29 protein-coding genes are annotated in these 26,286 nt (G+C 69.4%); 10 read left to right on the plus strand and 19 right to left on the minus strand.

Annotation, left to right across the window (positions count from 1 at the left end):
• Nucleotides 1-85: 85 nt before the first annotated feature.
• Nucleotides 86-964: a hypothetical protein gene (locus H4Q84_RS07705; protein ID WP_248582806.1), complete on the minus strand. Its 879-nt coding sequence runs from the start codon at nt 962-964 to the stop codon at nt 86-88.
• A 158-nt stretch (nt 965-1,122) separates the two neighbouring features.
• On the minus strand, nt 1,123-2,364 hold the full coding sequence (moeZ, locus tag H4Q84_RS07710; protein WP_248582807.1) for an adenylyltransferase/sulfurtransferase MoeZ: 1,242 nt from the start codon (nt 2,362-2,364) through the stop codon (nt 1,123-1,125).
• A 265-nt stretch (nt 2,365-2,629) separates the two neighbouring features.
• On the opposite strand from moeZ, the gene H4Q84_RS07715 reads away from it, so the two are divergent.
• The 3 genes from H4Q84_RS07715 (at nt 2,630) to H4Q84_RS07725 (ending at nt 3,873) form a co-directional block, all read left to right on the plus strand.
• On the plus strand, nt 2,630-3,226 hold the full coding sequence (locus tag H4Q84_RS07715) for a TetR/AcrR family transcriptional regulator (RefSeq protein WP_349238422.1): 597 nt from the start codon (nt 2,630-2,632) through the stop codon (nt 3,224-3,226).
• A 26-nt stretch (nt 3,227-3,252) separates the two neighbouring features.
• A complete protein-coding gene (locus H4Q84_RS07720; RefSeq protein ID WP_248583626.1) occupies nt 3,253-3,471 on the plus strand; it encodes a DUF3107 domain-containing protein in 219 nt (72 codons plus the stop codon).
• 123 nt (nt 3,472-3,594) lie between these two features.
• Entirely contained in the window at nt 3,595-3,873 is a 279-nt protein-coding gene (locus H4Q84_RS07725) for a GlsB/YeaQ/YmgE family stress response membrane protein (RefSeq protein ID WP_248582809.1), read from the plus strand.
• An 80-nt stretch (nt 3,874-3,953) separates the two neighbouring features.
• Here the strand turns inward: H4Q84_RS07725 and H4Q84_RS07730 are convergent, their stop codons facing one another.
• Entirely contained in the window at nt 3,954-4,643 is a 690-nt protein-coding gene (locus tag H4Q84_RS07730; protein ID WP_248582810.1) for a ferritin-like fold-containing protein, read from the minus strand.
• A 146-nt stretch (nt 4,644-4,789) separates the two neighbouring features.
• On the opposite strand from H4Q84_RS07730, the gene H4Q84_RS07735 reads away from it, so the two are divergent.
• A complete protein-coding gene (locus tag H4Q84_RS07735) occupies nt 4,790-6,256 on the plus strand; it encodes a DEAD/DEAH box helicase (RefSeq protein WP_248582811.1) in 1,467 nt (488 codons plus the stop codon).
• Between the two features lie 99 nt (nt 6,257-6,355).
• Here the strand turns inward: H4Q84_RS07735 and H4Q84_RS07740 are convergent, their stop codons facing one another.
• Both H4Q84_RS07740 and H4Q84_RS07745 read right to left on the minus strand, forming a co-directional pair.
• The gene (locus H4Q84_RS07740; protein WP_248582812.1) at nt 6,356-7,009 is read right to left on the minus strand and encodes a L,D-transpeptidase; all 654 of its coding nucleotides are present in this window, start codon (nt 7,007-7,009) and stop codon (nt 6,356-6,358) included.
• A complete protein-coding gene (locus H4Q84_RS07745) occupies nt 7,006-7,827 on the minus strand; it encodes a ParA family protein (protein WP_248582813.1) in 822 nt (273 codons plus the stop codon). The genes H4Q84_RS07740 and H4Q84_RS07745 overlap by 4 nt, the downstream gene beginning before the upstream one ends.
• 59 nt (nt 7,828-7,886) lie before the next feature.
• Here H4Q84_RS07745 and H4Q84_RS07750 point away from each other — a divergent pair, with 59 nt between their 5' ends.
• Nucleotides 7,887-8,645: an SDR family oxidoreductase gene (locus tag H4Q84_RS07750; RefSeq protein WP_248582814.1), complete on the plus strand. Its 759-nt coding sequence runs from the start codon at nt 7,887-7,889 to the stop codon at nt 8,643-8,645.
• Nucleotides 8,646-8,750: 105 nt separating this feature from the next.
• Here H4Q84_RS07750 and H4Q84_RS07755 read toward each other — a convergent pair whose 3' ends face one another.
• From H4Q84_RS07755 to H4Q84_RS07815, 13 genes are all read right to left on the minus strand, one after another.
• Nucleotides 8,751-9,368, minus strand: a complete 618-nt coding sequence (locus H4Q84_RS07755; protein WP_248582815.1) for a MarC family protein — start codon at nt 9,366-9,368, stop codon at nt 8,751-8,753.
• The gene (locus H4Q84_RS07760) at nt 9,365-10,240 is read right to left on the minus strand and encodes a PHP domain-containing protein (RefSeq protein ID WP_248582816.1); all 876 of its coding nucleotides are present in this window, start codon (nt 10,238-10,240) and stop codon (nt 9,365-9,367) included. Before H4Q84_RS07760 ends, H4Q84_RS07755 begins: the two co-directional genes overlap by 4 nt.
• 50 nt (nt 10,241-10,290) lie before the next feature.
• Nucleotides 10,291-10,926, minus strand: a complete 636-nt coding sequence (locus H4Q84_RS07765) for a DUF6758 family protein (RefSeq protein WP_248582817.1) — start codon at nt 10,924-10,926, stop codon at nt 10,291-10,293.
• A 52-nt stretch (nt 10,927-10,978) separates the two neighbouring features.
• Nucleotides 10,979-11,542 (minus strand): histidine phosphatase family protein, encoded by a 564-nt coding sequence (locus tag H4Q84_RS07770; RefSeq protein WP_248582818.1) that lies wholly within the window; start codon nt 11,540-11,542, stop codon nt 10,979-10,981.
• Nucleotides 11,543-11,687: 145 nt separating this feature from the next.
• Nucleotides 11,688-12,221 carry a MaoC family dehydratase gene (locus H4Q84_RS07775; protein ID WP_248582819.1) on the minus strand — a complete coding sequence of 178 codons (534 nt, stop codon included), beginning with the start codon at nt 12,219-12,221 and terminating at the stop codon, nt 11,688-11,690.
• 171 nt (nt 12,222-12,392) lie between these two features.
• Nucleotides 12,393-12,578 (minus strand): DUF5302 domain-containing protein, encoded by a 186-nt coding sequence (locus tag H4Q84_RS07780; RefSeq protein WP_248582820.1) that lies wholly within the window; start codon nt 12,576-12,578, stop codon nt 12,393-12,395.
• 2 nt (nt 12,579-12,580) lie between these two features.
• Nucleotides 12,581-13,777 carry an endonuclease/exonuclease/phosphatase family protein gene (locus H4Q84_RS07785; protein WP_248582821.1) on the minus strand — a complete coding sequence of 399 codons (1,197 nt, stop codon included), beginning with the start codon at nt 13,775-13,777 and terminating at the stop codon, nt 12,581-12,583.
• A 140-nt stretch (nt 13,778-13,917) separates the two neighbouring features.
• Nucleotides 13,918-15,111: an acyl-CoA dehydrogenase family protein gene (locus tag H4Q84_RS07790; RefSeq protein ID WP_248582822.1), complete on the minus strand. Its 1,194-nt coding sequence runs from the start codon at nt 15,109-15,111 to the stop codon at nt 13,918-13,920.
• 115 nt (nt 15,112-15,226) lie between these two features.
• Nucleotides 15,227-16,474, minus strand: a complete 1,248-nt coding sequence (locus tag H4Q84_RS07795) for a phospholipase D-like domain-containing protein (RefSeq protein ID WP_248582823.1) — start codon at nt 16,472-16,474, stop codon at nt 15,227-15,229.
• Nucleotides 16,475-16,500: 26 nt separating this feature from the next.
• Nucleotides 16,501-17,655, minus strand: coding sequence for a hypothetical protein (locus tag H4Q84_RS07800; RefSeq protein WP_248582824.1), 1,155 nt, complete (start codon nt 17,653-17,655; stop codon nt 16,501-16,503).
• On the minus strand, nt 17,655-17,888 hold the full coding sequence (locus tag H4Q84_RS07805; protein ID WP_248582825.1) for a DUF6752 domain-containing protein: 234 nt from the start codon (nt 17,886-17,888) through the stop codon (nt 17,655-17,657). Before H4Q84_RS07805 ends, H4Q84_RS07800 begins: the two co-directional genes overlap by 1 nt.
• Before the next feature lie 5 nt (nt 17,889-17,893).
• Nucleotides 17,894-19,423 (minus strand): class I SAM-dependent methyltransferase, encoded by a 1,530-nt coding sequence (locus tag H4Q84_RS07810; protein ID WP_248582826.1) that lies wholly within the window; start codon nt 19,421-19,423, stop codon nt 17,894-17,896.
• Nucleotides 19,420-20,514: a hypothetical protein gene (locus H4Q84_RS07815; RefSeq protein ID WP_248582827.1), complete on the minus strand. Its 1,095-nt coding sequence runs from the start codon at nt 20,512-20,514 to the stop codon at nt 19,420-19,422. Before H4Q84_RS07815 ends, H4Q84_RS07810 begins: the two co-directional genes overlap by 4 nt.
• Nucleotides 20,515-20,669: 155 nt before the next feature.
• On the opposite strand from H4Q84_RS07815, the gene H4Q84_RS07820 reads away from it, so the two are divergent.
• The 5 genes from H4Q84_RS07820 to H4Q84_RS07840 are packed head-to-tail and all read left to right on the plus strand — an operon-like array spanning nt 20,670 to nt 25,636.
• Nucleotides 20,670-22,271, plus strand: a complete 1,602-nt coding sequence (locus tag H4Q84_RS07820) for a sulfatase (protein WP_248582828.1) — start codon at nt 20,670-20,672, stop codon at nt 22,269-22,271.
• A 35-nt stretch (nt 22,272-22,306) separates the two neighbouring features.
• Nucleotides 22,307-23,569, plus strand: a complete 1,263-nt coding sequence (locus H4Q84_RS07825; protein ID WP_248582829.1) for a CBS domain-containing protein — start codon at nt 22,307-22,309, stop codon at nt 23,567-23,569.
• Nucleotides 23,569-24,093: a DUF1003 domain-containing protein gene (locus H4Q84_RS07830; protein ID WP_248582830.1), complete on the plus strand. Its 525-nt coding sequence runs from the start codon at nt 23,569-23,571 to the stop codon at nt 24,091-24,093. Before H4Q84_RS07825 ends, H4Q84_RS07830 begins: the two co-directional genes overlap by 1 nt.
• A gap of 49 nt (nt 24,094-24,142) precedes the next feature.
• Nucleotides 24,143-25,306, plus strand: a complete 1,164-nt coding sequence (locus tag H4Q84_RS07835) for an Mrp/NBP35 family ATP-binding protein (protein ID WP_248582831.1) — start codon at nt 24,143-24,145, stop codon at nt 25,304-25,306.
• Between the two features lie 3 nt (nt 25,307-25,309).
• Entirely contained in the window at nt 25,310-25,636 is a 327-nt protein-coding gene (locus H4Q84_RS07840; protein WP_248582832.1) for a sec-independent translocase, read from the plus strand.
• A gap of 5 nt (nt 25,637-25,641) precedes the next feature.
• Here the strand turns inward: H4Q84_RS07840 and H4Q84_RS07845 are convergent, their stop codons facing one another.
• Entirely contained in the window at nt 25,642-26,181 is a 540-nt protein-coding gene (locus tag H4Q84_RS07845) for a hypothetical protein (RefSeq protein WP_248582833.1), read from the minus strand.
• Nucleotides 26,182-26,286 lie beyond the last annotated feature (105 nt).

The following is a 26,286-nucleotide window of genomic DNA, read 5'->3' on the forward strand; positions in this document are numbered from 1 at the left end:
ACCTAGCCTCACTCCCCGGTGGGCGACACGCGCGACGCCCCGCTCGCTTGCGCGGTCGGGGCGTCGCACCCGGATGGTGTGCGGGTCAGAGGATCGGGCTGAAGGGCTCCGTGCCGTTGACCACGGTGAGACCGGAGATGCCAGAGTTCGCTTGGGCGAAGGCGAGCTCGCGACCCAGGTCACCGATGTTGTTCGACAGCGGCAGCGGCGCCAGACCCAGGGTCGAGAGGGTGCCGATGGCCGAGCCGTCCGCGCTCAGGAAGCCCGAGCCGGAGTCTCCCGGGACGCCCGGGGTCACGGTGTAGAGCGGGTGGGTCCAGCCATCGGTGGTCGGGTCGTCGCCGATGCTGGCCCCGACGTGCGGGGACAGTTCCTCGATGCCGCCGCGCAGGCTGGAGTTGCCGTAGGTGTAGAGCTTGTCGCCGGCAGCCGTGCCGTCGGTGTCGATGCCGACCGGGCCGCCCCAGAAGGGCACGGACGGGTTGACGTTGGCGACGTCAGCCGCGTCGACCTTGACCAGCGCGAGGTCGTTGTAGGCGCAGGTGTTGGCGTCTTGCTCGTTGCGCTGCTGCATGGTCAGCCAGGAGCTGTAGGCCAGCGTGCCGCCGCCCACCCGGGTGCCCTCGGAGAGCAGCGAGCCGCCCTCGTTGAATGTGACGCGCGTGCCGAGCGGCAGCGACTCGGCCAGGCAGCCGTCGGTGTCGGTGGCCGCGCCGAGGCCGGCGCAGTGCGCGGCGTACCCGACATAGGTATTGCCGGCGCTGTCGGCGAAGACGAAGTTGGCGGTGCACTGGGCACCTTCGGTGTACATCTGTACGCCGGGGTGGATCTCGGCGGTGGCGGCCGGCGCCCAGGTGGGCGTGGCTGCGTTGGCCGGACCGGTGACCGCGGCCGCGGCCATGGTGGCCAGGATGCCGGCGCCGAACACGGCCCCGACGATTGCGCGAGTGCGATGGGTACGCATGAGTTCCCTCTCGTCATGTCCCGGCGGCTCCTGAGTCTGCCGCCGGTGTCTGCGAGCGGTCCAACGACGAAGTTACCTGTGGGTTACTCCGTAGACCCATGGGACTGCTTTCGGGTGACCGTGGGCCAGCGAGGGCGCGGGCCGACCAGCCCGAAGACTCAGTACGAGGCCTGGCTCGGGTCGATCTGGTTGACCCAGGCCACGACCCCGCCACCCACGTGCACGGCGTCGGCGTACCCCGCCCCCTTGACGATCGCCAGCGTCTCCGCCGAGCGCACGCCCGACTTGCAGTGCATGACGACCTGCTTGCCGGAGTCGACAGGCGGGAGTTGCGCTATCGCATGGCCGTTGAGGAAGTCGCCCTTCGGGATCAGGACCGAGCCGGGGATCTTGTTGATCTCGTACTCGTTGGGCTCGCGTACGTCGACGAGCACGAAGTCGCGAGTGCCCTCCTCGCGCTCCTTGAGCATGTGCTCGAGCGTCACGACGGAGATGGTCGAGCCGGCGGCGGCCTCGGCCGCCTCGTCACTGACCGCACCACAGAACGCGTCGTAGTCGATGAGGCCGGTGACGGTGGGGTTCTCGCCGCACAGCGCGCAGTTCGGGTCCTTGCGGACCTTGAGCTTGCGCCACTCCAGCTCGAGGGCGTCGTAGATCACGAGCTTGCCGATCGCGGGGTCACCGATGCCGGTGATCAGCTTGATGGCCTCGTTGACCTGGATGGAGCCGATGCTCGCGCACAGCACGCCCAGCACGCCGCCCTCGGCGCAGCTCGGGACCATGCCGGGCGGCGGGGGCTCGGGATAGAGGCAGCGGTAGCACGGCCCGACGGAGTCGGCCGATGAGGAGAGCGCGTCGTTCTCTTGGCGTAGCCACGGCGCGAAGACACTGGCCTGGCCGTCGAAGCGGTAGATCGAGCCCCACACGTAGGGGATCTTCAGGAAGTACGCCGCGTCGTTGACCAGGTAGCGCGTCGCGAAGTTGTCGGTGCCGTCGACGATCAGGTCGTAGCCCTCGAAGACCTGCATCACGTTGTCGTTGTCGAGGCGCTCCTCGTGCAGGATCACCTCGACGTAGGGGTTCGCCTCGGCGATCGACTCCTTGGCCGACAGGCCCTTGGACTTCCCGATGTCGGACTGGCCGTGGATGATCTGCCGCTGCAGGTTGGACTCGTCGACCTCGTCGAACTCCGCGATGCCGAGCGTGTGTACGCCGGCCGCTGCCAGGTAGAGCAGCGCCGGGCTGCCGAGGCCGCCCGCGCCGATGACGAGCACCTTCGCGTTCTTGAGCCGCCTCTGCCCGGTCATGCCGACATCGGGGATGATCAGGTGCCGGCTGTAGCGGCGTACCTCGTCGATTGTGAGCTCGGCTGCGGGCTCTACGAGCGCTGGGTAGGACACGGTTGCTCCTTCGTCTGGGCGGCTGCTCCCACGACAACGACAACCGGGAGCGGCTTCTTCCCATCCTCCCTCGCCGGCGGGCGACCGGAGCCCCACGACCGGATCCCGGACCTGGGGGGCTCGTTCGCGGGGCCCCTCCTGCCGTGCCGGTAGGGTTCACCGACAGCGGTGCCTGCGCCGCGCCGTAGCACCAGACACGACCAGCCGAAGGAGCCGCTTAGTGGCCGAGCACGACGCCACCGAGGTCCGTCCCCGTGGTGGCCGGATGCCGCGCCGGGAGCGCCGCGAACAGCTACTCGGGTCCGCGCTGGAGGTCTTCGTCGCGCAGGGCTACCACGCCGCCGCGATGGACGACATCGCCGAGCGGGCCGGGGTCTCCAAGCCGGTGCTCTACCAGCACTTCCCGGGCAAGCTCGAGCTGTACCTCGCGCTCCTGGACACCTCCTGCGACCAGATCATCGACAACTGTCGCCAGGCGCTGGCCTCGACCACCGACAACAAGCTGCGGGTCGGCGCGACGGTGGAGGTCTTCTTCGCGTACGTCGCGAGCGAGACCGGCGCGTTCCGGCTGGTCTTCGAGTCCGACCTGACCAACGAGCCCGCCGTGCGCGCCCTCGTCGACCGGGTCACCATCGACTGCGCCGAGATGATCGCCGACGTCATCCACGACGACACCGGCCTGCCCGACGAGGCCTCGCGGCTGCTCGCCGTGTCGCTGGTGGGAATGGCTCAGGTCAGCGCGCGGTTCTGGTTGTCCGGGGCGGGAGCTTCGGGGGACATCACCCAGAACGACGCCGCCGCACTCGTGGCGGGTCTGGCCTGGCGTGGCATCCGCGGCTACCCGCTCACCGACGACCACTGATGCCCGCAACAGAAGGAGCCCTGACCGTGGAGGTCAAGATCGGCGTACTGCACGCCCCCCGCGAACTCGTCGTCGAAACCGACGCCACCGCCGAAGACGTCGAGAAGCAGCTCGAAGCGGCCGTGGCCGGTGACGGCGTGCTCGCACTCACCGACAGCAAGGGTCGACGCATCGTCGTACCCGCGAACAACATCGCGTACGTCGAGATCGGCACCGGCTCCCCCGGCACCGTCGGTTTCCGCTGACCGACACGGCGCAGGTCCACCGCCAGCGGTGATTGTCGCGACGCGCGCGAACGACGATGATGGTCCTACGTCGACCAGATCGACACCGCTGAGTCACTACGTGGCACGGAAGGGTTGGTAGCTGTGGACATCACGACCATCTTGTTCTACCTGATTGTCGGAGCCATCGTCGGTCTGCTCGGGAAGTTCCTCGCGCCGGGCGACAAGGACAACATCCCGTTGTGGCTGGTGCTGATCTGTGGCATCGGCGGCATGCTGCTCGGTGACGTCATCTACCGCGCCTTCAACGGCAACGGCAGCGAGGGCCTGGACTGGGTGCAGGGCATCGTCACCGTCCTGACCGCCATGGTGCTCGTCATCATCGCCTCGATGGTGACCGGTCGGACCCGCAGCAGGATCTGACACCACCCGTACGACGAGACGAGGGTCCCGCACCGACCGGTGCGGGACCCTCGTCCACGTCTGCGTCCCGCGCTGCTGGATCAGGAGTCGAGCCCGAGCTCGGCCATTCGCTCCGCATGCCGCTCGGTGAGCCTGCTGAACATCCGGCCGATCGCAGCCAGGTCGAGGCCGGGCCGGTCGACACCGCCGGCCAGCAGCGCGCTGAGTGCGTCGCGCTCGGCGGCCACCCGCTGCCCCTGCGTCAGCGCCTCCCCCATCAACCGCCGGCCCCACAGGGCGAGCCGGCCGCCGAGGCGCGGGTTGGCCGCAATGGCGCTGCGCACCCGGTCGACCACGAACGCCGAGTGACCGGTGTCGGCGAGCGAGTCGATGACCAGGTCGCGGGTGTCGGGATCGAGGTACGCCGCGATCTCGCGGTAGAAGTCTGCGGCGAGGCCGTCTCCGACGTATGCCTTGATGAGTCCCTCGTACCAGTCAGCCGGCGCCGTGTGCTTGTGGAAGTCGTCGATCGCGCGCCGGAACGGCCGCATCGCGGCGTACGGGTCGGCACCGAGGTCGGTGAGCCGGGCCCGCAGTGCGTTGAGGTGACCGAACTCCGCGGCGGCCATCGCGCTGATCTCGACCTTGTCCTCCAGCGAGGGCGCCAGCTTGGCGTCCTCGGCAAGCCGTTCGAACGCCGAGAGCTCGCCGTAGGCGATCGCACCGAGCAGGTCGACCACGGCCTCGCGGTAGTCGTCGTCCTGCAGGGCCACGGGCAGGGATTCCGTCATGCGCTGACCCTACCGATAGACTGAGGTCCGATTGACTTCCGGCGGGAGCCCCCGCCGAGCATGTGCGCGGTGGATTCACCATCGTCTTGAGACTTCTCGACTGGTCCGCCGCATCTGCTGTGGAATCCAGACGAAAGCGACATACCGTGACCACCTTCCGTGAGCTCGGGGTCCATCCCGAGATCTGCGACGCGCTCGAGCGCGGCGGCATCACCACTCCGTTCGCCATCCAGGAGATGACCCTCTCGGTCGCCCTGCTCGGCACCGACCTGATCGGCCAGGCCCGCACGGGCACCGGCAAGACGCTGGCCTTTGGCATCCCCGTGATCCAGCGCTCGATCGCGCCGAAGGACCCCGACTACTCCGAGATCCCGCAGGGCAAGCCGCAGGCGCTCATCGTGGCCCCCACCCGCGAGCTGGCCCTCCAGGTCTCCTCCGACATGACCCTCGCCACCGTCGACCGCGGCATGCGCGTGCTCACCGTCTACGGCGGCGTCGGCTACGACGCCCAGCTCGACGCGCTCCAGGAAGGCGTCGACATCGTCGTCGGCACGCCCGGCCGCCTGATCGACCTGATGAACCGTGGCGCCCTCGACCTCTCCCACGTGCACGCGCTCGTGCTCGACGAGGCCGACGAGATGCTCGACCTGGGCTTCCTGCCCGACGTCGAGAGGCTGCTGAAGAAGACCCCCGAGACTCGCCAGACGATGCTGTTCTCGGCCACCATGCCCGCCGCGATCGTGGCGCTGGCCCGCACGCACATGCGCCACCCGATGAACATCCGCGCCGAGTCGTCGTACGACACCACGATGGTGCCGGCCACCGCGCAGTTCATCTACCTCGCCCACGACCTCGACAAGCCCGAGATCATCGGCCGCGTCCTGCAGGCCGAGGACGCCAGCAAGATCATCGTGTTCACCCGCACCAAGCGTCAGGCCCAGCGCGTTGCCGACGACCTCGGCGAGCGCGGCTTCCGCTCCAGCGCCCTGCACGGCGACATGGCCCAGGTCGCGCGCGAGAAGGCACTGACACGCTTCCGCGAGGACAAGCTCGACGTACTCGTCTGCACCGACGTCGCCGCCCGCGGCATCGACGTGCGCGGCGTCTCGCACGTCGTCAACTACACCTGCCCTGAGGACGACAAGACCTACGTGCACCGCATCGGCCGCACCGGTCGCGCGGGCGCCACCGGCACCGCGATCACGTTCGTCGACTGGGCCGACCTGACGCGCTGGAAGGTCATCAACAAGACCCTCGACCTGCCGTTCGACGAGCCGCAGGAGACCTACTCCACCTCCGAGCACCTCTACCACGACCAGGGCATCGCGCCCGGCACGAAGGGTCGCATCAAGGACCCGGAGCCCGTCGAACGCGCACCCCGTGCCGACCGTCCCGACCGCGAACGCACCGAGCGGGCCCCGCGCAACCGCGACCGTAGCCGTAGCCGCACGCGCAGCGGCCGTCCCGTCGAGGGTGAGCAGGCTCCCGCGGGCCCGGCTGCCAGCGAGAAGCCTGCCGAGGGCGAAGGCACCGACGCCCCCCGCAACCGTCGTCGCCGTCGTCGCGGTGGTGGCGGCTCGGGCACCAAGACCGAGGCTCCCGCAGCCAACTGAGGATCCGTCGAGTCGTGACTGGGGGCCCGCGCGCGTAGCAGGTCGGGGCGGCGGCAAGCCGCCGCCCGCGCAAGCGCCGGCCCGTCATCACCAGCCACGTCAGGCGGTGACGACGACCTTCGTCCCGACCTGCGCGAAGTCCCACATGCGTACGGCGTCCTGCTCGGCCTGTCGGATGCATCCATGGGACTGCGGCGTACCCAGGTCGGCACTCGACTGGAGCGGTGTGCCGTTCTTCGTGGGGATCGAGTGGAAGCCGATCGCGGCGTTCTCACCCTGGGTGAAACGCACGAAGTACTCCATCACCCCGGAGTCGTCGACTCCGACGGCCCAGCGCGACCGCGAGTAGACCTCGTAGCTGCCCGGGTGGAGGTTGTCGACCAGGCTCCCGGAGACCAGGTAGGTGCTGCGGACCCGGTCGGCCGGACCGACGATCCACACTCGCTGGAGACCCTCGCTGAAGACGACCCGGCGGCCCTCACCCGAGTCGGCGGGCAGTGCCTCGTCGACCACCGGCGCCGTCGGCGTGGTTTCGACCGACGGGGTCGCTGTGGGTGTCGGCGTCGCCGTCGGGGTGGGCTCGAGCTCGGCGGTCGACAACGTCGCTTCAGGAGTACGACGTTCGTCGGCCTGCGCTGTCGGCAGCACGCCCACTCCGCCCAGCACGGCCACCGACGTCACGGACATCGACGCAACCGCGAGAAACATCCGGCCGTACCTCGGCCGGACGTGCTCCAGGCGGTGTCGTGTCACTGCGCCGCGCCCTTGCGGGAGGCTGCCTTCTTCTTCGACACGGCCTTCTTCTTCGGTCGCTGCGAACGGGTGACCAGATTGGCCGCAACCTCCCGATAGGCGGTCGCACCCTTGCTGCTGCGGCTGGTCGACAGGATCGAACGACCCGCGGCCGGCGCCTCGGCGAACTTGATCGTCTTGGGGATCGGCGGCTCGATGACGTCGAGGTCGTAGGTGTCGGAGATCGTCTCGAGCACGGTGCGCGCGTGGTTGGTGCGGCCGTCGTACAACGTGGGCAGGACGCCCCACACCTCGAGGCCGCGGTTGGTGAAGCGGCGTACGTCGTGCACGGTGTCGAGCAGCTGGCCGACGCCGCGGTGCGACAGGGTCTCGCACTGCAACGGGATGAGCACGCCGTCGGCAGCAGTCAGCGCCGCTACGGTCAGCACGCCTAGGGACGGCGGGCAGTCGAGCAGGATCCAGTCGTAGCCGTCGTCCAGCTGGTCGAGCGCGCCCTTGATGACGTGCTCGCGGCCGGTGCGGGTGAGCAGGTCCATCTCGGCGCGCGCCAGCTCGATGGTGGCCGGCAGCAGGTCGACGCCGTCGTCGGTCTCGATGATGACCTCGGCCGGGTCGAGAGCCTTCGTCAGCACGTGGTGCACGGAGACGTCGAGGTCCTCTGGGTCGATGCCCAGCGAGAACGTCAGGCAGGCCTGCGGATCGAGGTCGACGAGCAGCACGGAGTGCCCGAGCTCGGCCAGCGCGGCGCCGATCGAAGCGACGGAGGTCGTCTTGGCGACGCCGCCCTTCTGGTTGGCGATCGCAAGTGTCGTGGTCATCGGTGCCCATCATGCCGGACCGGCTTGCCGCAATGGCGACGACACAGTTGGCTGGCAGCATGTCGACTGCGATGATCACCGGCCCCACCGCCGGCCTCGGCCTCCGTTTCGCCCACCACCTGGCCCGCCGCGGCCACGACCTGGTGCTCGTCGCCCGCGACGAGGCCCGGCTCGCGGGGGTCGCCGACGAGCTGCGTACGACGTACGACGTGGACGTCGAGGTGCTCCCGGCCGACCTGGGCGACCGCGACCAGCTGGCCAGGATCGAGGCCCGACTTGCCGACATGGACCAGCCGGTCGACCTGCTGGTCAACAACGCCGGCTTCGGGCTCAAGGAGCGGTTCCTCGACAACGACGTGGCCACCGAGCAGGCCATGCTCGACGTGCTCATCATCGCGGTGATGCGGCTCAGTCACGCTGCACTCGGCGCTATGTCCGCCCGTGGCCACGGAGGCCTGATCAACGTGTCGAGCGTTGCGGCGTACCTCCCCCGTGGCACCTACGGCGCGGCGAAGTCGTGGGTCAACAGCTTCGGCGAGTGGGCGGCGGCGGAGTACGCCACCGACGACCTGCGCGTGATGACGCTCTGCCCGGGGTTCACCCGCACGGAGTTCCACGAGCGGATGGACGTCGCCCGCGGCTCGGCGCCCGACTTCATGTGGCTCGACGCCGACTTCGTGGTGACCCGGGCGCTCGCCGACTACGACTTGGGCCGCACGCTCTCGGTGCCGGGCGCGCAGTACAAGCTCGTCGCTGCGCTGACCCGGCTCGTGCCGCACCGGGCCTTGCAGGCCGCGCAGTCGCTCGGGCGGCGCTGAGGTCGCTGTCGCGTTACCCGGCTGACCGGGTATCACGTCGCCTTGTCGTCGTTGCAACGCACACAGAGCGTGAGCAACGACGCCACAGTCCGGCCGAAAGTTGGCTCAGCCCTCGCCCGCGATGAACGCCCGCACCGCGTCCGCGACCAGCTGTACGGCGATCGCCGAGAGCAGCAGGCCTGCGATCCGGGTCACCAGCAGCACGCCGCTCTCCCGGATCAGCCGCAGGATCGGCAGCGAGAAACGCATCGCCAGCCACAGGCTGATGTGCGTCAGGATCACGCCGAGGGCCACCGCCATGAACGTCGCCAGCCCGTGCACCTGCTGCGAGAACAGCATGGTGGCCACGATCGCGCCCGGCCCGGCCAACAGCGGGGTGCCGAGAGGGACCAGCGCGACGTTGGTGCCCGCCGCGGCGGTGGGCTCCTTCTCGTTTCCCGTGAGCAGCTCGAGGGCGACGAGCAGGAGCAGCAGGCCACCGGCGCACTGCAGCGCTGGCAGAGAGATGTGCAGGTAGGACAGGATCTGCTGGCCGAAGAACGCGAACGCCGTGATCACCACGAACGACACCGTCACCGCCTGCCACGCGGCCTTGCGGGCGGTCGCGGGCGAGCGGCCCGAGGTGAGCGACAGGAAGATCGGGACCGTGCCGACGGGGTCCATGATCACGAAGAGCGTCACGGACACCTCGGTGAGGAGTACGACGTCGAGCACGCTGCTCACGCCACCACCTCGGGCGTCGTACGACCCGAGCGCACGGCTGCTGCGGCAGCCAGCTCGAGAAGCCGGGCGTACTGGTCGGGCGCGGTCGTGAAGCACCCGAGGTCGTGGTCGACCTTGCCGAGCCCGTGGTGGTCGCTGGAACCGGTGACGACCATGCCGAGGTTGGTGGCGATCTCGCGCAGCTCGGCGCGCTGCTCGGCGGTGTGGTCGCGGTGGTCGGCCTCGATGCCGGACAAGCCCAGCTCCGCCAGCCCGGCGAACGCGGCCTCGTCGAGGGTGCCCGGCGCGGCGCGTCCCCACGGGTGGGCCATCACGGTCACGCCGCCGGCGTCGCGCACGGTCGCGATCATGGTGACCAGCTCGGCAGCGTAGCGGTGCACGTGGCCCGCCCGGCCGGGGCTCAGGAAACGGTCGAACGCCTCGCGGCGATCGGCCACGACTCCGCGTTCGACCAGTGCGTCGGCGACGTGCGGGCGGCCGGCTGCCGCGGAGGCACCGGCCACGCGGCGTACGTCGGCCTCGGTGACGTCGACGCCCTGGTCCTGCAGCCGCTCGACGATGGCGGGCACGCGGGCGTTGCGGCCGTCGAGGATGAGGGCCAGCCTCTCGACCAGCGGCGGGTAGGCCGGGTCGGGCAGGTAGGCCAGCAGGTGTACGCCGCGACCCTCGTGCCGGGTGCTGATCTCCATGCCGCGCACGAGCGAGATGCCGGCCGTCTCGGCCGCCCGGGCGGCCTCGGTCCAGCCATCGGCAGTGTCGTGGTCGGTGAGCCCAAGGACGTCGAGGCCGGCGCGCGCCGCCGCCTCGACCAGCTCCGCGGGAGTCTGCGTGCCGTCACTCGCGAGCGAGTGGGTGTGGAGGTCGATGCGCACGCCCCGAGAGTAGTGCCTGGGCCTCGCGCGCTCGGCATCCAGAAGAGCCCTCACCAGGCCGGCGGCGGCCCCCCGAAACTCGTCTCCACCAGCGGCGGACCGAGGGCCGACACATCCCGCAGGATCCACTCGTCGCGCAGCAGCAGCACCGCCGACGCAGGCCGCAGCACCAGCCACAGCCAGCGGCCCTCGGCCTCCCCAACGACCACGAACCGGTTGAACTCCTTGTCTGCCCCGCTCGTCGACACCGCCCACAGCGGCACGGTCTTGTGGCCGATCAGGACCCTCGCCATCGGTGACCCGTCGTGCACCGACCCGCCGGGGTCGCGGCCTCCCGTGCCGGCGATCCGCGAGCCGAGCCCGGTGCCGGGCTCCTCGGCGATGACGAAGACGTCGACCGGCCCGTCGAGATCGCTCGTGCCCGAGCTGCAGGTCACCGTCGCGTGGGTGCGGTCCGCCGACTCCCCCACCACCCCGAAGTCGCTGACGTGCCACCCGGGGCCGAGCGGCCAGGGTAAGTAGGTCGGGAAGGCACCCGCTGCGCTCAGGTGACTCGCGAAGCTGTCGTACGACGCCTCCTGGGGCCGCCACAGCGGCACCGTGGGGCCGTGGTCGACGCAGGCCCAGGCGCCGTCGTACTCCGTGACGGCGGCCGGGCAGCGTGGACATCCCGCGACGAGGGACATGGGTCAACCGTGGAGCGCCCGCCCAGCGCCGTCAAGGGCCGTCAAGGGCCGGTCAGGTGTTCCAGCGGAGCAGCACAGGGGTCTCGCGCTCGAAGCCGAGCGTCGAGATCGTGGCAGTGTCGAGGCGGAGGTGGCGTCCGTCGACGACGTCCTGCTGTAGCCAGAGAGCGGCCAGCACGCGCAGGGAGTGGCCATGGCCGAACACCAGTACCCGCCCGGTGGCCGCCCGCGCCCGGTCGACCACGCGGTGCAGGCGTTCCCCGACCTGCTCGGCGGTCTCGCCGCCCGGCGTCGGATGGTTGAACACAGTCCAGCCCGGCACCGTCTTGCGGATCTCGTCGGTGGTGATGCCCTCGTAGTCGCCGTAGTCCCACTCGACCAGGTCTTCGTCGACCTCGGCGGCGTCGCCGAAGCCGGCAAGCTCGGCCGTATGACGCGCGCGCAGCCGCGGGCTGGTCAGCACGAGCTCGAACGACGTACCGGCCAGCCGCTGCGCGAGCGTGGCCGCAACCTGCTCGCCCTCATCGGTCAGCGGCAGGTCGGTGGTCGACGTGTGCTTGCCGTCGCGACTCCACTCGGTCTCGCCGTGGCGGCAGACCCAGAGCTCATTCGTCATGGGGGAATGATGGCAGAGGACTTGACCCGTCGTTCTTCGATGCTGTCGTTCTTGATATGGAAGTCCTGAAGACCGTCTGGACCACGCTCACCGCGACCTCCGACGCACCGGAGTGCCGGCCCGGCGACCCGTTCGCGGTCGAGCCTCAGGCGTCTTGGGTGCCGGGCCAGAACTTGTCGGGCTGCGGGGTCGGCCGGCCGGGCTGCTCGCCGCCGCGCTCGGTCAGGTAGCTGTCCTTGGGCACCATCACCTTGCGGCGGAAGATGCACACGACCTTGCCGTCCTGGTTGTAGCCGATCGTCTCGACGTGTGCGACGCCCCGGTCGTCCTTGGACTTCGACTCCCACTTGTCCAGCACCGTCGTCTCGCCGTACAACGTGTCCCCGTGGAACGTCGGCGCCACGTGTCGCAGCGACTCGACCTCGAGGTTGGCGATCGCCTTGCCCGAGACGTCCGGCACGCTCATGCCGAGCAGGATCGAGTAGACGTAGTTGCCGACCACGACGTTCTTGCCGAACTGCGTCGTCTCGCTCGCGTAGTTGACGTCGAGGTGGAGCGGGTGGTGGTTCATGGTGAGGAGGCAGAACATGTGGTCGTCGAACTCGGTGACCGTCTTGCCGGGCCAGTGCTTGTAGGTCGCACCGACCTCGAACTCCTCATAGCTGCGTCCGAATTGCATGGCCCCATCCTGTCGGACCCGGCCGTACGACGACACCCGTCGAGGCGTGCCATACCTCACGCCCCGTGGTGCCCTCGGTGGTCGAGTGCCTCGCGAGGAACGAGCCAGGCGTATCGAGACCACCATCAGAGCGGCTGGCGCTCGCTACTCGACCAACGAACTAGGTGAGGCTCAGGAGCCCCCGCCACCGGCCTTGCGACGGTGCATCTTCGGGGACGAGCCACCCTCGACCTCGGAGCCGTGCGCCTTCTCGCGCACCGGACCGTCCTGGTGGACGCCCTTCTCCTTGGTGTTCTTGCGGTCCAGGGCCTCGCGCATCTTGGCCTTGAGGTCGTCGTTGCCGTTGGTCTCAGTCATCTTCACTGGCCTCCCTCGTCGGTGGTGGTGGTGCCGCCGTCAGTACGGCCCAGTGTGCCGTCTCCGGGGCACGGAACCCAGCCGGTGCCCTTGCGGACCGGGTAGCACTCACCGGTGCCGATCGCGGCGGCGACGGTCGCGTCGGCCACCACCATCGGGTGGTCGGTGCTGCGGACCACGAGCGGGCTGCGGTCGGCGACATAGTTGGCGAACGTGACCTCGGGTGACCCGAAGATCCAGTCGACCTGCCAAGGCTTGGGCGGCATCGAACATGCGCCGGGGCCGGAGCCACCGCCGTTGGCCGCCCTCATGGACGCCTGGGTGGTGATCGGGCAGAAGTACTCTTCGCGGTCGTTCATGTCACCGGTGATGAACACCGGGAGACCGGTGGTCGCCCGCAGGTTGTTGACCATGTTGACCTGGATCTGGGTCGCCTGGTTGCGCCACTGTTGGGCGGGACCCTGCGCGTCGGCGGGGTTATGGAAGTTGGAGAAGTACATCTGGCGCCCGGTCTGCTTGTTCTTGAGCAGGATGAGCGGCATCTTCACCGGGTTGCCACCGAAGTAGGGGATGTCGATGCCCGTGGCGCTGACGAGCTCCCACTTGTCGAGGCGGTAGGCGATCGAGTTGGCCATCGAGGCCGGGCCGAGCTGCGGGCCCGGGTATACGCCGTACTGGGAACCGAACGAGGACATGAACGCGGTGTACTGCGACGGCTGGAATTCCTGGAAGCCCACGACGTCGACGTCGTGCAGCTGCAACAGGCTCATCGACCACTGCATGCGGGTGGGGCCGGAGGCGAAGCCCTTGCGGTCACCGCCGGGCGCGGTGTGGCCGGCGCCGAGGAGGTTGAACGAGCTGATGCGCACGCTCGTGGGTGCGGTCGCACCGACCGGCACGCGGCCGAGCTTGACGAGCAGGTCCTCGCGGTAGTCAGCCTTCGTCTGGGCGACCCGCGCGAGCTTCTTGACGGCCTTCTCACGCTCGGCGACCTGGACCTTGGCGGACTTGCCCTGAGTCTTCTTCGGGCGCGCCGCCACCTGCTCGACGACATCGACAGGTGCGGCCTCGTCGGGTGCCGCTTCCTGGCGTGGCGAACGGTCGAGGTCGAGGGTCATCGCCGCGAGCACCAGAGCGACGACCACCGCCACGGCGCCAGCGCGCAGTACGTCGGAGTGGGCGTACCGAGATGGCCGCACGAAGTCCCTCCTCAGGGCTGGGTTCAGGTCGCGCCACAGCCAACGATCGCCGGGCGGTGCCCAGAGTCTAACTGCTGGCCCCCGTCACGGCCGCACATTCGCGTCTGCCCGGAGCGCCACGAGCACGTCGGGGCGGCCGGTCAGCGCAGTTTGTAGTCCTCGAGCAGGCGGCGTCCGATGATCATCTTCTGGATGTCCGCGGTGCCCTCGCCGATGAGCATGAACGCGGCCTCGCGGTAGAGCCGCTCGATCTCGTACTCCTTGGAGTAGCCGTAGCCGCCATGGATCCGGAAGGAGTCCTCGACGACCTCCTTGCAGTACTCCGCAGCGAGGTACTTGGCCATCCCGGCCTCGACGTCGTTGCGCTCGCCCTTGTCCTTCAACCGGGCCGCGCGAACCATCATCGAGTGCGCGGTCTCGACCTTGGTCGCCATCTCCGCGAGGCGGAACAGGATCGCCTGGTGCTGCGCGATCGGCTTGCCGAAGGTCTCGCGCTGCTGGGCGTAGGCGATGCCGAGCTCGAAGGCCCGGTTGGCGATGCCACAGGCCCGGGCCGCGACGTTGACACGGCCGACTTCGACGCCGTCCATCATCTGGTAGAAGCCCTTGCCGGCCTCGCCCCCGAGGATCTGGTCGGCAGAGATCTTGTGTCCCTCGAAGATGGCCTCGGTCGTGTCGACGCCCTTGTAGCCCATCTTGTCGATCTTCCCGGGGATCGTGACGCCCTGGGCCGTCTCGCCGAAGCCGGGCTCCTTGTCCACCAGGAACGTCGTCATGTTCTTGTAGACCGAGTCGGCACCCTCCTCGGTCTTCACCAGCACCGCGACCAGGTTCGAGCTGCCGCCGTTGGTCAGCCACATCTTCTGGCCGGTGATCTCGTAGCCGTCGTCGGTCTTGCTGGCCTTGGACTTGATGGCGGCCACGTCGGAGCCGAGACCGGGCTCAGACATCGAGAACGACCCGCGGACCTCGCCGGTGGCCATCTTCGGCAGGTACTTCTTCTTCTGCTCCTCGGTGCCGTGCTGCATCAGCATGTAGGCCACGATGAAGTGGGTGTTGATGACACCCGAAACACTCATCCAGCCGCGCGCGATCTCCTCGACGCACAGCGCGTAGGTCAGCAGCGACTCACCGAGGCCGTCGTACTCCTCGGGGATCATCAGCCCGAAGATCCCGAGCTCCTTGAGGCCCTCGACGATCTCGGTCGGGTACTCGTCGGCATGCTCGAGCTCGGTGGCCACCGGAATGATCTGGGTGTCCACGAACGTACGGACGGCCTTGAGGATCTCGATCTGGTCCTCGGAGAGGCCCTCGGTCTGGCAGAGGCGACCCATGACATGTCCTATCTGTGGAGCGAGCACGACGACGCGCCATGTTACGGGCGGGTACGACGTCGCCCGCACCGCACCTGCATGCCGAGACGACCCGGGGCCGGTGGTGCCGGGAGGATCAGTCGTCCTCCCAGGCATCACCCTTCTTCAGCTGGGGCTCCTCGACGGGGGTCTGGGTGACCATCCGACCGTAGGCGTTCGGGACCCGGTAGGGGATGTAGAGGGCCTGGTGCGAGCCGTGGTCCCAGATGTACTCGAAGTTCTCGATCCAGGCAGGGACGTAGCGCACCGGCAGCCGGATGATGACCTCGTCGCCGCGCAGGCCGCCGAAGTTCCAGTTGCTCGAGCCGGTCCAGACGCCGCCGTTGGCCGGGTTGCCCTCGTAGGTGCCAGAGACGACGAGGTACTTCTGGTGGCTGTAGAGGTCGATCTCGCCGTCGTAGTCGGTGTCGTAGCCGTCGACGTGCACCGGCATGTAGCCGCGCGGGGTCGCCTTGGTGAACGACTCACGGACCGACGCTCCGGCCATGCCGTACATGACCTCGACGTCGCAGCCCTCGGCGTGCAGCTGGCGCATCTTGTCGGCGAGGTAGACACCGCGGCCGTCGGCCCACGAGTGCATCGAGACGCGCACGAGGGTCTTGCCGTTGCGGCCGTAGCCGGGCGCCGGCGGGGTCTTGCAGTCGATCTGGTTGAGGATCGCCATCTCGGGGTCGGTCTTGGCCGTGGGGTACGGGAACGGCATCGCCTGGATCTGGAACTCGCCGGCCTGCTTGACCCAGTAGGGACTCTTGGTGCGCTTGTCCTTGCGCATCATCCGCCACAGCTCGTCCATACCGGCGAAGAACGCCGGGTCGTTGTTGCGGACGAGCATGTCGTTCCACTGGTTGACCACGGAGTTCTCGGTCAGGTTGAACGAGCCGGTGAACACGACGTCGGTGGCGCCGCTCTTGAGGCCGGAGAAGAGGAACATCTTGGTGTGGAGGTTCTCGCCGCGATTGAAGTGTCGGCAGCCGAAGTGGCACTCGTAGGAGAAGCTCTGCTTCCAGCGGTTGCCGCCCAGCGCCTGCTTGAGGATGTACTGGGCGCCGGTGAACTGGTGGTTGTTGAGCAGCACCTGCACCCGCACGCCGCGCTTCTTGGCGCGGACAAGGGCCAGCGCCACCCGCTGGCGGTCCCACGAGAAGAGCGAGATCCGGATCCTCGACCCACGCTTGGCGTGGTTGATCGTCTTGAGGATGACGCTCTCGATGCGCTTTTCCTTGCGATCTGCTTCGCGAGGGTGGTTGAAGTGGCCGCCCTCAGCGGGCGTGTAGTCGCGCCCTGCGACGGCCGGTGCAGCCAACGCGCTGAAGATCAGCGCCACGATCAGAAGGGTTATCCCCCGGAACTTCATTCCCCATGCCTCCGAAGTCGGTTCAACGACCGAGAGAGCCTAACCCAGGACGCGGACTCCTCCTCATCGGCGGAAGCGACGGTGGATGCGTCCAGCCCTTCCTCCTCCGCGAGCTGGCGACGCAGCTCGTCGCGCTCGCGGGAGATGCTGCGGACGTCCTCGAGCATGGCCGCAATGGTCTGCGCCGCCGACTCGACGAGCTCGGCGTCGGTGACCTCGCTCGGGTGCCGCAAGTCGGGCAGCGGCTGCGGTGCCAGCAGCCCGGCGTCGCCGCGGACGTCAAAACCGCCCTCGGCGATCAGCTCGACAGCCTTGTCGGCCCGTTTGCGGTGCTGCTTCTCAAAGGCCTCCTCGCCGGCACGGAACCGCTCCCCCGACTCGGGGAGTACGCCGCCCTCGGCGAGGTAGCCGCGGACCCACCGGCCCCGGTCGCCGGCGGTCAGGAAGTCGGTGAGGTGCGGGGTGACCCGGCGCAACAGCTCGACCTCGACGACCCCCAGCGACGGGTTGGCCACATCGGCGGGCGCTGGAAAGCCGGCTGCGTCCACACCGAGCACGTCGCAGAAGCGCCGCCACAGGTCGTCGGGGGTCTCGCTGGCCGGGTCGACAGGAAGGATGTGGACCTGTTCGCGGGGCAGCACCTGCGACCACCGCTTGAGGATGTCGTGCAGGTCGAAGGAGCCCCAGCCCCACTCGTTGGTGGGGTCGTAGGCGTAGCGCACCGGCCAGTCGTCGATGGCCATCGTGCCGCCGTTCTTGATCCACTCCTGCCAGCGCGAGGCGACCAGTTCGGTGAGCGGCCGGGCGGTGACGATGGCATGCAGCTCGGCACCCGGAAACGAGTCGACCATCCGCTGGACGTGCTCGGGTGCAGCGGCGCCAAAGAACTCGTGGCTGATCACGGCATCGCCGCCGAAGTCGCGGGTCTCGTCGACCAGGTCCTGCCACGGCGCCTTGATGTTGCCGGCCCGGCGCGCGAGCCGCGGATCCTGGCGGATGTCGAGTGACGCGAGCAGGTGACGACGGTGGCGAGGTCCGGGCACCAGCACCCCGGCGCGGCGCAAGCGGTCCTTGTTGGACCACAGCGCCGTCTGGAGATAGGTCGTGCCCGTCTTGGGCAGGCCCAGGTGGATGAAGACCCGGCGGACCATCAGCGCGGCCCGCCCAGGCTTTCGCGGTAACGGTCGACGACGGCCTGGACCTTGGACTCGTCCCGCTCGGACAGGGGTACGACGAGCTCCATCATGGCATCGGTCAGCTCGGCGATGCGCAGGTTGAGCTGGCGGTTCTCCTGCACGGCCTCCTCGAGCGCCGCCACGCGGCCCCGCAGGGTGCGCCGCGACGCGAACCGGTGGGCAAGGAACAACTTGTTGTCTGTCTTCATGGCTCTCACTTCCAGGTGACCACCAGTCTGGCGATGTTGTCGGCGCCAGCGGCGTCGCTCTCGTTGAGCATCTCGCGGTGCACCACGGTGCCACCGTGAGCAGAGACGAGGTCCAGCAGGTCGGTCAGGTCGAGGGGCGTGACGGGCCCGTTGCTCTGGGGGCTGCGTTCGGCGCCCACCTGCACCTGGCAGTAGAGCGCACCACCACCCCGCGTGAGCACCCGAGCGAGCCGGAGCAGGTTGTCACGACCCCCGCCGTCCACGGCGTCGAGCACATGGCGGGCGGTCACCACACGCGGACCGGCCAGCTGGGCCATGTCGGCCGCGGCGTCGAGCACGGAGCGGTTCTCGGTGAGATTGACCCAGCGGAAGCGCACCGGCAGCTCCTCGGCCTCGGCCACCTTCCGCATCCGGACGTAGGACTTGTAGTGGGCGTCCATCCCCCACGTCGACCGGCCCTGACGGCCCAGCCAGACCGCGTCCGTGCCGTAGCCGCAGCCGAGGTCGACGATCGTCGCGATGTCAGCGCCGGCGTCGGCGTGCACCCACTTCGCGAAGCCGCTCGGCTGCTCGGGAGTGAGGTCCTTGCCACCCATGCCGCGGCCCTGGCCGACCCGGATGCCGCGGAACCACCCGTTGAGGCGCAGCCGCGTGGACTCGGGCGTGGTGAAGACATAGGCAGGGTCCGGCACGCGCCAGCTGTCGCCGTACATCGCGGCGAGCAGGTGGTCGGGCTGTGCGGGGGCGGCGAAGGTGCGGCCCTCGAGCGCGACGGTGGTGCGCGGGAAGATCCAGTCCTCCTCGAACGGCGCGCCGACCTCGCCCATCAGGTACAGCTTGCCGGCGCGCATGAAGCCGCCGAAGACGTCGAGGCCGCGGATGCTGCCGTCGGCCTCGGGCACGTGCACCTTGACAGCGATGCCGCTGTAGCGGGTGACGACGAAGCCCATCTCGACCAGCGTGCGCTGCAGCGCGAACGACTCGAGCATCACGTCGACGGGGTGGCTGTGCCGGCTGACGTAACCCAGGTCGGCATCGGAGTCGTGACCGATCAGCCTGCCGTCGCGGTAGGCGCCGAGCAGCGTGCCGTAGGCCAGGAAGCCCTCGATGCCGCAGTCCTCGAGCGCCGTCAGGACGGTGGCGATGGCGTCCATCAACGGCGCCACCTGGTCGGCGTCGCGGCTGACGAACAGCCGCGAGAGGCGGTTGGACTTGTCGAGGCCGAGCGGCCGACCCTTGCGATCCTGTACGGCGACCCGGCCGCTGCCCGCGCCGAAGCTGACCTCGGCGGCGTACAGCTCGGCATCGGCGACGTGGTCGACCAGCGCGAGGCGGGTCGCACCGTCGAGGAACCGGCGCAGCGGCTGCGGCCAGGCGATCGTGCGGTCTCCCCCGCGTCCCTCGGTGTCGCGCTGGAGCCAGAACGACCACACGCGGGTGCCGTCGAACGTCACGTCGACGACCACGTCGTCGCGCGAGCTGAAGCGGATCCCCTCGTCGTCGACGTGGACGTCCTGCATCGTCGTGGCGGTCACCGAACTCCGACCCCGGCCGTGTCGTCGGGTGACGTCAGGGCCTTCCAGTTGTTGACCTGCCCCATGAGCTGGCAGGCATCGAGGACGAGGTCGTCGAGCGACTCGGGCGGCGGACCGTGGTCCTCGCCCAGCTGAGCGGACAGCCACGTGCGAGCGGCGAGTGCGGCAGCCCGCGTCTCGGACTCGTCGACACCCGGCGCCTTGTCGGCCAGGTCGGCCAGGTCGGCATCGAGGCGGATGTCGGCGAGGTCGCCGAACACCGGGTAGGCCCGCTCCTCGAGGAACGACCGGACCTCCTTGTTGATCCCGAGGCCGAGCTTCACGCCACCGCGGTCGAGGACCGGCTTGGACTCCTTGCCCCTGCGCCCGACCAGCGCCTCGCGGGCCAACTGACGCATGCCGCGGCGGTAGAGCTTGGGGCGCACGACCGAGAGGTGGCTGTTGGCACGACGCAGGAAGTCGCACGAGCCGTAGCCCAGCGAGGGATTGGACTCCACGACCGACAGGTCGACGTCGACCTCGGGCAGGCCTGCGGCTGCGACGAAGCGCTTCCACAGCACCTCCGGCGGCGAGCCCGACGGCGGCACGGTCACGACGTGCACGCTCTCGACGCCGGCGGCCTCCTCCCAGCGTCGTACGAACGTGGGGATCTGCTGGGCGCGGTTGAACGTCTTGAAGGCGCGGGTCTTGCGCGCCCGGCCCAGGAAGGTGGGCTCGATGGAGCGCAGGTAGTCAGGCCAGCCCTCGGTGCCGAGGTTGCGGCAGTAGGTCTGCCACTGGGCCGGGATCGCGCCCAGCTGGTCACGCACCGACACGACGACCTCGATCCGGTCAGCGGCGAACGGCTCGAGCGCGGCGGCGACATGGCGGTCGGCGGCGAAGCTGAGGAACTCCATCGAGACGAGCAGGTCGCCGTCGGTGCTGGCGGCGAGGGCCTGCCAGCGCTCGCGGTTCTGCTGCGGCAGGCGCGGCAGCTTCAGCAGGTCGAGCACGGCCTGCGGACTGCCGGCGGGGTAGCCGACACCGGCATCGGCAAGCACCTCGCGGTGGGTGGCCAGCACTGACTGGATGAAGCTCGTGCCGGTCTTCATCGCACCCACGTGAAGAATCACGCGACGGGTCACTTGCTGCCTCGATCCGCTCTCCAAGGGCTCGTCAACAGGGGCGAACCTAGCATCCGGTGCGCCACCGGCCCGAGTCTAGGATCGGTGGCGTCCACGTCCCCACTCGACCACGAGGTGTTTGCATGCGGCACGGCCCGCAACGCCCCGGTCGTCGCTGGCTGGTGGCCGCGACGACCCTCGCGCTGATGGCCACCAGCGCCGCCGCCTGCAGCTCCGACGACCCGCAGCGCCGGGTCAAGCCGAAGCGGCAGACGCCCACCTCCGCAGCACCCGTGCCCGATCCCGGTCCGAACGACACCGTCCTGCCGCCGTCCGCGCTGGCGCCGAAGCCGCTCCCCGCGCCGGCCACCCGCCCCAACATCCTCCTGATCACCGCCGACGACGCCGCGATCGGCGACCTGGACCACATGCCGCAGCTCAAGCAGTACGTCGCCGACCAGGGCATCACGGTCGAGAACGCGCTGGCGCCGACCCCCATCTGCGTCCCGGCTCGCGCGTCGCTGCTCACCGGGCAGTACTCCCACAACCACGGCGCGGTGACGATCGAGGGTGAGGGCGGCGGGTTCGACGCGTTCGCCGACAACGACACGCTGCCCGTGTGGCTGCAGACCGCTGGCTACGACACCTTGTTCGTGGGCAAGTACCTCAACGGCTATGGCGAGGACGACCCCACGTACGTGCCCCCGGGCTGGACCGACTGGCAGGCGACCGTCGACCCGTCGACGTACAACTTCGAGAGGCCGCAGATCAATCACAACGGCGAGGTCACCGAGCACGAGCAATACTCCACCGACCTGCTGCGCGACCTCTCCGTCGACGAGATCAACGACCCGGCGCGCGCGGCGAAGCCCTGGTACATGTGGGTCAACTACGTCGCACCGCACACCGGCCAGCCGCAGCAGGACGACGACCCGCTGAAGATCGACCCGGACAACGGCAAGAGTCTCAAGACCACCGTGCCGGCGCCGGAGTACGACAACGCGTTCAGCGACCAGGACCTACCCACCACTCCCGACATGTTCGAGGACGAGACGTCCGACAAGACCGTCGCCAAGGTGACCTACCAACGGTGGAACGAGCGCGACCGTGAGCTGCTGCGCGAGTCCTACCAGCAGCGGCTCGAATCGCTGCAGTCGGTCGACGACGCCGTCGCCGAGACGATCGAGGCACTGCGCGAGACCGGCCAGCTCGACAACACCTGGATCGTGTTCACCGGCGACAACGGCTACGCGTCCGGCCAGCACAACATCGCCGGCAAGCTCTGGTACTTCACCGACATCCTCGGCATCCCGATGGTGATGCGCGGGCCAGGACTGCCACGCGGCGAGACCGTCTCCACCCCGGTCACCAACCCCGACCTGGCCACCACGTTCGCCACGCTGGCCGGGGCCACCCCGACCCGCCCGCAGGACGGCGTCGACGTGGCGCCGTACCTCACGACCGAGGCCGACACCCGCGTCGTACCCATCGAGGGCTATCGGGTGACGGGTGGCCTGACGCCGCTCTACTACGGCATCTGGGCCGGGCCCTGGACCTACGTGCGGACCCCCGGCCGCCGCGAGGAGCTCTACAACCGAGACCTCGACCCCTACGAGCTCAGCAGTGTCGCCGACGACCCGCGGTTCGCGACCCAGCTCGGTGAGCTGCGGCGGCTGGCCAAGGAGCAGCACACCTGCGCCGGCGACACGTGTGCGCGAGAGTTCTACTCCTCGGCGCAGCGCTGACGGGGAACGGCCCGACCGGCCGGTAGGTTTGGACGGTGAGCACCACCCCCACCCGCGTCTACGTCGCCCGCCTCGTCGGGCTGCCGGTCTTCGACCCCCAGGGTGACCAGGTCGCGAAGGTGCGCGACATCGTGGTGGCCCTCCGGTCGGAGGCAAACCAGCCGCGCGTGCTGGGGCTGGTGGCCGAGGTCTTCGGGCGGCGCCGGATCTTCGTGCCGATGACCCGGGTGACCCACGTCGACGCCGGGCAGGTGTCGACGACCGGGCTGCTCAACATGCGTCGCTTCGAGCAGCGCCCGACCGAGACGCTGGTCATGGCGCAGATGCTCGACCGCTCAGTCACGATCCAGCCATCGGGCATCAAGGGCACGGTCTACGACGTCGCAATGGAGCAGGCCCGCAACCGCGACTGGGTCGTCAGCCGGGTCGCCGTGTCCGAGCCGGCCAAGGGCTTCCGCCGCCGCGGTCAGACGCACGTGGCCGAGTGGCGTGACGTCGAGGGCCTGACGCGGCGCGAGGAGACGCAGGGCGCCACGCAGCTGCTGGCCTCCATGAACGAGATGCGCCCGGCCGACGCGGCGCACATGATCCACGGCCTGCCCCCCGAGCGCCGCAAGGCCGTCATCGCGGCCCTCGACGACGAGCGGCTGGCCGACGTGCTCGAGGAGCTGCCCGAGGAGGACCAGGTCGAGATCCTGGAGTACCTCGACTCCGAGCGCGCCGCCGACGTGCTCGAGGAGATGTCGCCCGACGACGCCGCCGACCTGATCGCCGACCTGCCGCCCGACATGGCAGCCACCCTGCTGGCACTGATGGAGCCCGACGACGCCGCAGACGTACGGCGCCTGATGTCGTACGCCGAGCACACCGCCGGCGCGATGATGACGCCCGAGCCGGTGATCCTCGACCCGCAGGCCACCGTGGCCGACGCACTGGCCCACGTGCGCAACCCCGAGCTCACACCGTCGCTCGCCGCCCTCGTCTACATCTGCCGTCAGCCCCTCGAGACGCCCACCGGTCGATTGCTGGGCGCGGCCCACATCCAGCGGCTGCTGCGCGAGCCGCCGTCGACGCTGGTCGCTGCCGCGCTCGACGAGTCAATGGACCCGTTGCGCCCCGAGGCGACGATCGACCAGGTGGCGGCACACCTGGCGACGTACAACCTGGTCGCGGCGCCGGTGGTCGACGAGGAAGGCCGGCTCCTGGGCGCGGTCACCGTCGACGACCTGCTCGACCACATGCTGCCCGAGAACTGGCGCGACAATGCCGTCCGGCCCGGCCCGATCGGTGGTGAGTGATGAGCGAGTCCCGCACCCCGCGCCGGCTCGACACTCCGCGCGACAGCCGGCGCACGCTGGTCCGCCGGCCGTCGTACGACTCCGACACGTTCGGGATCTTCGCCGAGCAGTTCGCGCGCTTCATGGGCACCGCGAGCTTCCTGATCTACATGACGCTCTTCGTGGTCGTCTGGGTGGGCTGGAACCTGTTCGCGCCCCCGGAGATGCGGTGGGACGACTACCCGTTCATCTTCCTGACCCTGATGCTCAGCCTGCAGGCGTCGTACGCCGCGCCGCTGATCCTGCTCGCGCAGAACCGGCAGGAGACCCGCGACAAGATCATCAACGAGCGCGACCGCCAGGCCAACGCCCGCGCGCACGCCGACATGGAGTACCTCGCTCGCGAGGTCGCCTCGTTGCGGATGTCGGTCGGCGAGATGGCCACCCGCGACTTCATGCGCTCGGAACTCCGCTCCCTGCTGAACGACCTCGACGAGCGGGCCCGCGCGGAGCCCGACGCCGAGGCAGACGTCACAGACTCCTGACCCGCTCCCCCGGTCGTCGGCTTCAGGGCAGCAACTAGGCTGGGGGATCATGAGCACCCCCACTCTCGAGCAGGTCCAGGCCGCTCTCGCGAGGGTCAACGACCCCGAGATCAAGCGCCCCATCACCGACCTCGGCATGGTCGACTCCGTCGACATCGCCGACGACGGAGTCGTGTCGCTCACCGTCCTGCTGACGGTGGCCGGCTGCCCGATGAAGGACACCATCACCCGCGACGTGACCGGCGCCGTCGAGAGCGTCCCCGGCGTGGCCCGGGTCGAGCTCACGCTCGGCGTCATGTCGGCCGAGCAGCGCGGCGAGCTCGGCGAGACGCTACGAGGCGGCCAGGCCCAGCGCGAGATCCCGTTCGCCCAGCCCGGCTCGCTCACCAAGGTCTACGCGATCGCCAGCGGCAAGGGCGGGGTCGGCAAGTCGTCGGTCACCGTCAACCTCGCGCTGTCGCTGGCCAAGCAGGGGCTCAAGGTCGGTGTCGTCGACGCCGACATCTACGGCCACTCGGTGCCGGCCATGCTCGGTGTCGCCGACTCCCGTCCCACCCAGGTCGACGACCTGATCATGCCCGTGCCGACGCCCTCGGGTGTCTCGGTCATCTCGATCGGCATGCTTAAGCCGCGCCGCGACCAGGTGGTCGCCTGGCGTGGCCCGATGCTCGACCGGGCGCTCGTGCAGATGCTCGCCGACGTCTACTGGGGCGACCTCGACGTACTCCTCCTCGATCTGCCGCCCGGCACCGGCGACGTCGCGATCTCGCTGGGCCAGCACCTGCCCAACGCCGAGGTCCTGGTCGTCACCACGCCCCAGGAGGCTGCCGCCGAGGTGGCCGAGCGGGCCGGCACGATGGCCTCGATGATGCACCAGCGCGTCATCGGCGTCGTCGAGAACATGAGCTACCTGCCCTGCCCGCACTGCACCGCGGAGGGCACCGAGCACCGACTCGAGATCTTCGGCGCCGGTGGCGGTGACCGGGTCGCGGCCACGCTGTCGCAGCGCTTCGGATACGACGTACCCGTCTTGGGCACGATCCCGATCGACATCTCCCTGCGAAAGGGCGGCGACTCCGGCAAGCCCATCGTCGACTCCGACCCGACCGCGCCGGCCGCCGTTGTCCTCGCCGACATCGCGGCCACCCTGTCCGGGCGCGGGCGAGGTCTCGCGGGTATGCAGCTCGGTCTCACCCCGTCGAGTAGGTTCTGAACCATGTTCGGAGTCGGGTTGCCAGAGATGGCGCTGATCGCGTTCATCGCCGTTCTCGTCTTCGGCCCCGACAAGCTCCCCGGCCTCGCCCAGCAGGCCGGCCAGCTCCTGCGCAAGGCCCGCAACATGGCCAACAGCGCGCGCGACGAGCTGCGCACCGAGCTCGGGCCTGAGTTCGCCGACCTCGAGCTGCGCGACCTCGACCCGCGCAGCATCGTGCGTAAGCACATCATCGAGGCGATGGAGGAGGGCGACGCGGCCGATGGCCGGAAGAAGAAGCCCCGGCTCGGCGAAGGCCAGCTCCCGCCGTACGACGTCGAAGCGACCTGAGTCGGCTAACGGATCGTCCGGCTCTGCACTGCCGCTAACCGCGCGAAGCTGATCAGCATCGTCGCCCCGTGGTCGCCGGTGGCCTCCACGAAGTCGGCACCGACGCGGGTGAAGCGCGCCTCGTGACGAGAGCCGTCGGCCAGGTGCACCAGACAGCCTTCGCCGGCTTCGGCGAGCCGGCGCAGCGCCGAGCCCAGCCCGAGCCGGGTCAGCGGCGACCAGGCGACCTCAGGCACCGACCGCGGCGACGCGTCGCGCACTGCGGAGACGGCTGAGAGCGGCACGATCCACTCCTGGGCTCGGGCAGCGAGCAGGCACCACTCGGCGTTGACCCGATGCAGCTCCCCGCGGATCGCGCCGAGTCCGACGACCTCCAGGCCGACCTCGGTGTCGAGCGAGGCCATCAGCCTGCTGGCCAGCGTGACGTGCTGGTACTCAGCCCGGCTGCGGTCGGCCACCTCGGCCTCGCGCTCGGCGTCGTACAACGCCTCGGCCTGACCCTCCAGGTCGTCGAACAGCGCGAACAACTGCTCTTCCCAGCTCATGGCGCCCCCGTCATGAGGCCAGTGTGCCGCACCGCGACGTGGATCGCGCGAGTAGCCCGTCGGCTGTGCACAACCGGTTGACTGCCAAAGTAAAAACCCTTTGAA

Source organism: Nocardioides sp. InS609-2, from assembly GCF_023208195.1.
Lineage (GTDB): Bacteria > Actinomycetota > Actinomycetes > Propionibacteriales > Nocardioidaceae > Nocardioides.

Coding starts and splice junctions, on each gene's coding strand:
- H4Q84_RS07820 (WP_248582828.1), top strand. CDS start 20,670: ATGCGGCACGGCCCGCAACGCCCCGGTCGTCGCTGGCTGGTGGCCGCG.
- H4Q84_RS07745 (WP_248582813.1), bottom strand. CDS start 7,827: ATGACCACGACACTTGCGATCGCCAACCAGAAGGGCGGCGTCGCCAAG.
- H4Q84_RS07815 (WP_248582827.1), bottom strand. CDS start 20,514: ATGAAGACCGGCACGAGCTTCATCCAGTCAGTGCTGGCCACCCACCGC.
- H4Q84_RS07750 (WP_248582814.1), top strand. CDS start 7,887: ATGTCGACTGCGATGATCACCGGCCCCACCGCCGGCCTCGGCCTCCGT.
- H4Q84_RS07830 (WP_248582830.1), top strand. CDS start 23,569: ATGAGCGAGTCCCGCACCCCGCGCCGGCTCGACACTCCGCGCGACAGC.
- H4Q84_RS07805 (WP_248582825.1), bottom strand. CDS start 17,888: ATGAAGACAGACAACAAGTTGTTCCTTGCCCACCGGTTCGCGTCGCGG.
- H4Q84_RS07775 (WP_248582819.1), bottom strand. CDS start 12,221: ATGCAATTCGGACGCAGCTATGAGGAGTTCGAGGTCGGTGCGACCTAC.
- H4Q84_RS07770 (WP_248582818.1), bottom strand. CDS start 11,542: ATGACGAATGAGCTCTGGGTCTGCCGCCACGGCGAGACCGAGTGGAGT.
- H4Q84_RS07765 (WP_248582817.1), bottom strand. CDS start 10,926: ATGTCCCTCGTCGCGGGATGTCCACGCTGCCCGGCCGCCGTCACGGAG.
- H4Q84_RS07790 (WP_248582822.1), bottom strand. CDS start 15,111: ATGGGTCGCCTCTGCCAGACCGAGGGCCTCTCCGAGGACCAGATCGAG.
- H4Q84_RS07780 (WP_248582820.1), bottom strand. CDS start 12,578: ATGACTGAGACCAACGGCAACGACGACCTCAAGGCCAAGATGCGCGAG.
- H4Q84_RS07840 (WP_248582832.1), top strand. CDS start 25,310: ATGTTCGGAGTCGGGTTGCCAGAGATGGCGCTGATCGCGTTCATCGCC.
- H4Q84_RS07835 (WP_248582831.1), top strand. CDS start 24,143: ATGAGCACCCCCACTCTCGAGCAGGTCCAGGCCGCTCTCGCGAGGGTC.
- H4Q84_RS07800 (WP_248582824.1), bottom strand. CDS start 17,655: ATGGTCCGCCGGGTCTTCATCCACCTGGGCCTGCCCAAGACGGGCACG.
- H4Q84_RS07705 (WP_248582806.1), bottom strand. CDS start 964: ATGCGTACCCATCGCACTCGCGCAATCGTCGGGGCCGTGTTCGGCGCC.
- H4Q84_RS07715 (WP_349238422.1), top strand. CDS start 2,630: ATGCCGCGCCGGGAGCGCCGCGAACAGCTACTCGGGTCCGCGCTGGAG.
- H4Q84_RS07730 (WP_248582810.1), bottom strand. CDS start 4,643: ATGACGGAATCCCTGCCCGTGGCCCTGCAGGACGACGACTACCGCGAG.
- H4Q84_RS07845 (WP_248582833.1), bottom strand. CDS start 26,181: ATGAGCTGGGAAGAGCAGTTGTTCGCGCTGTTCGACGACCTGGAGGGT.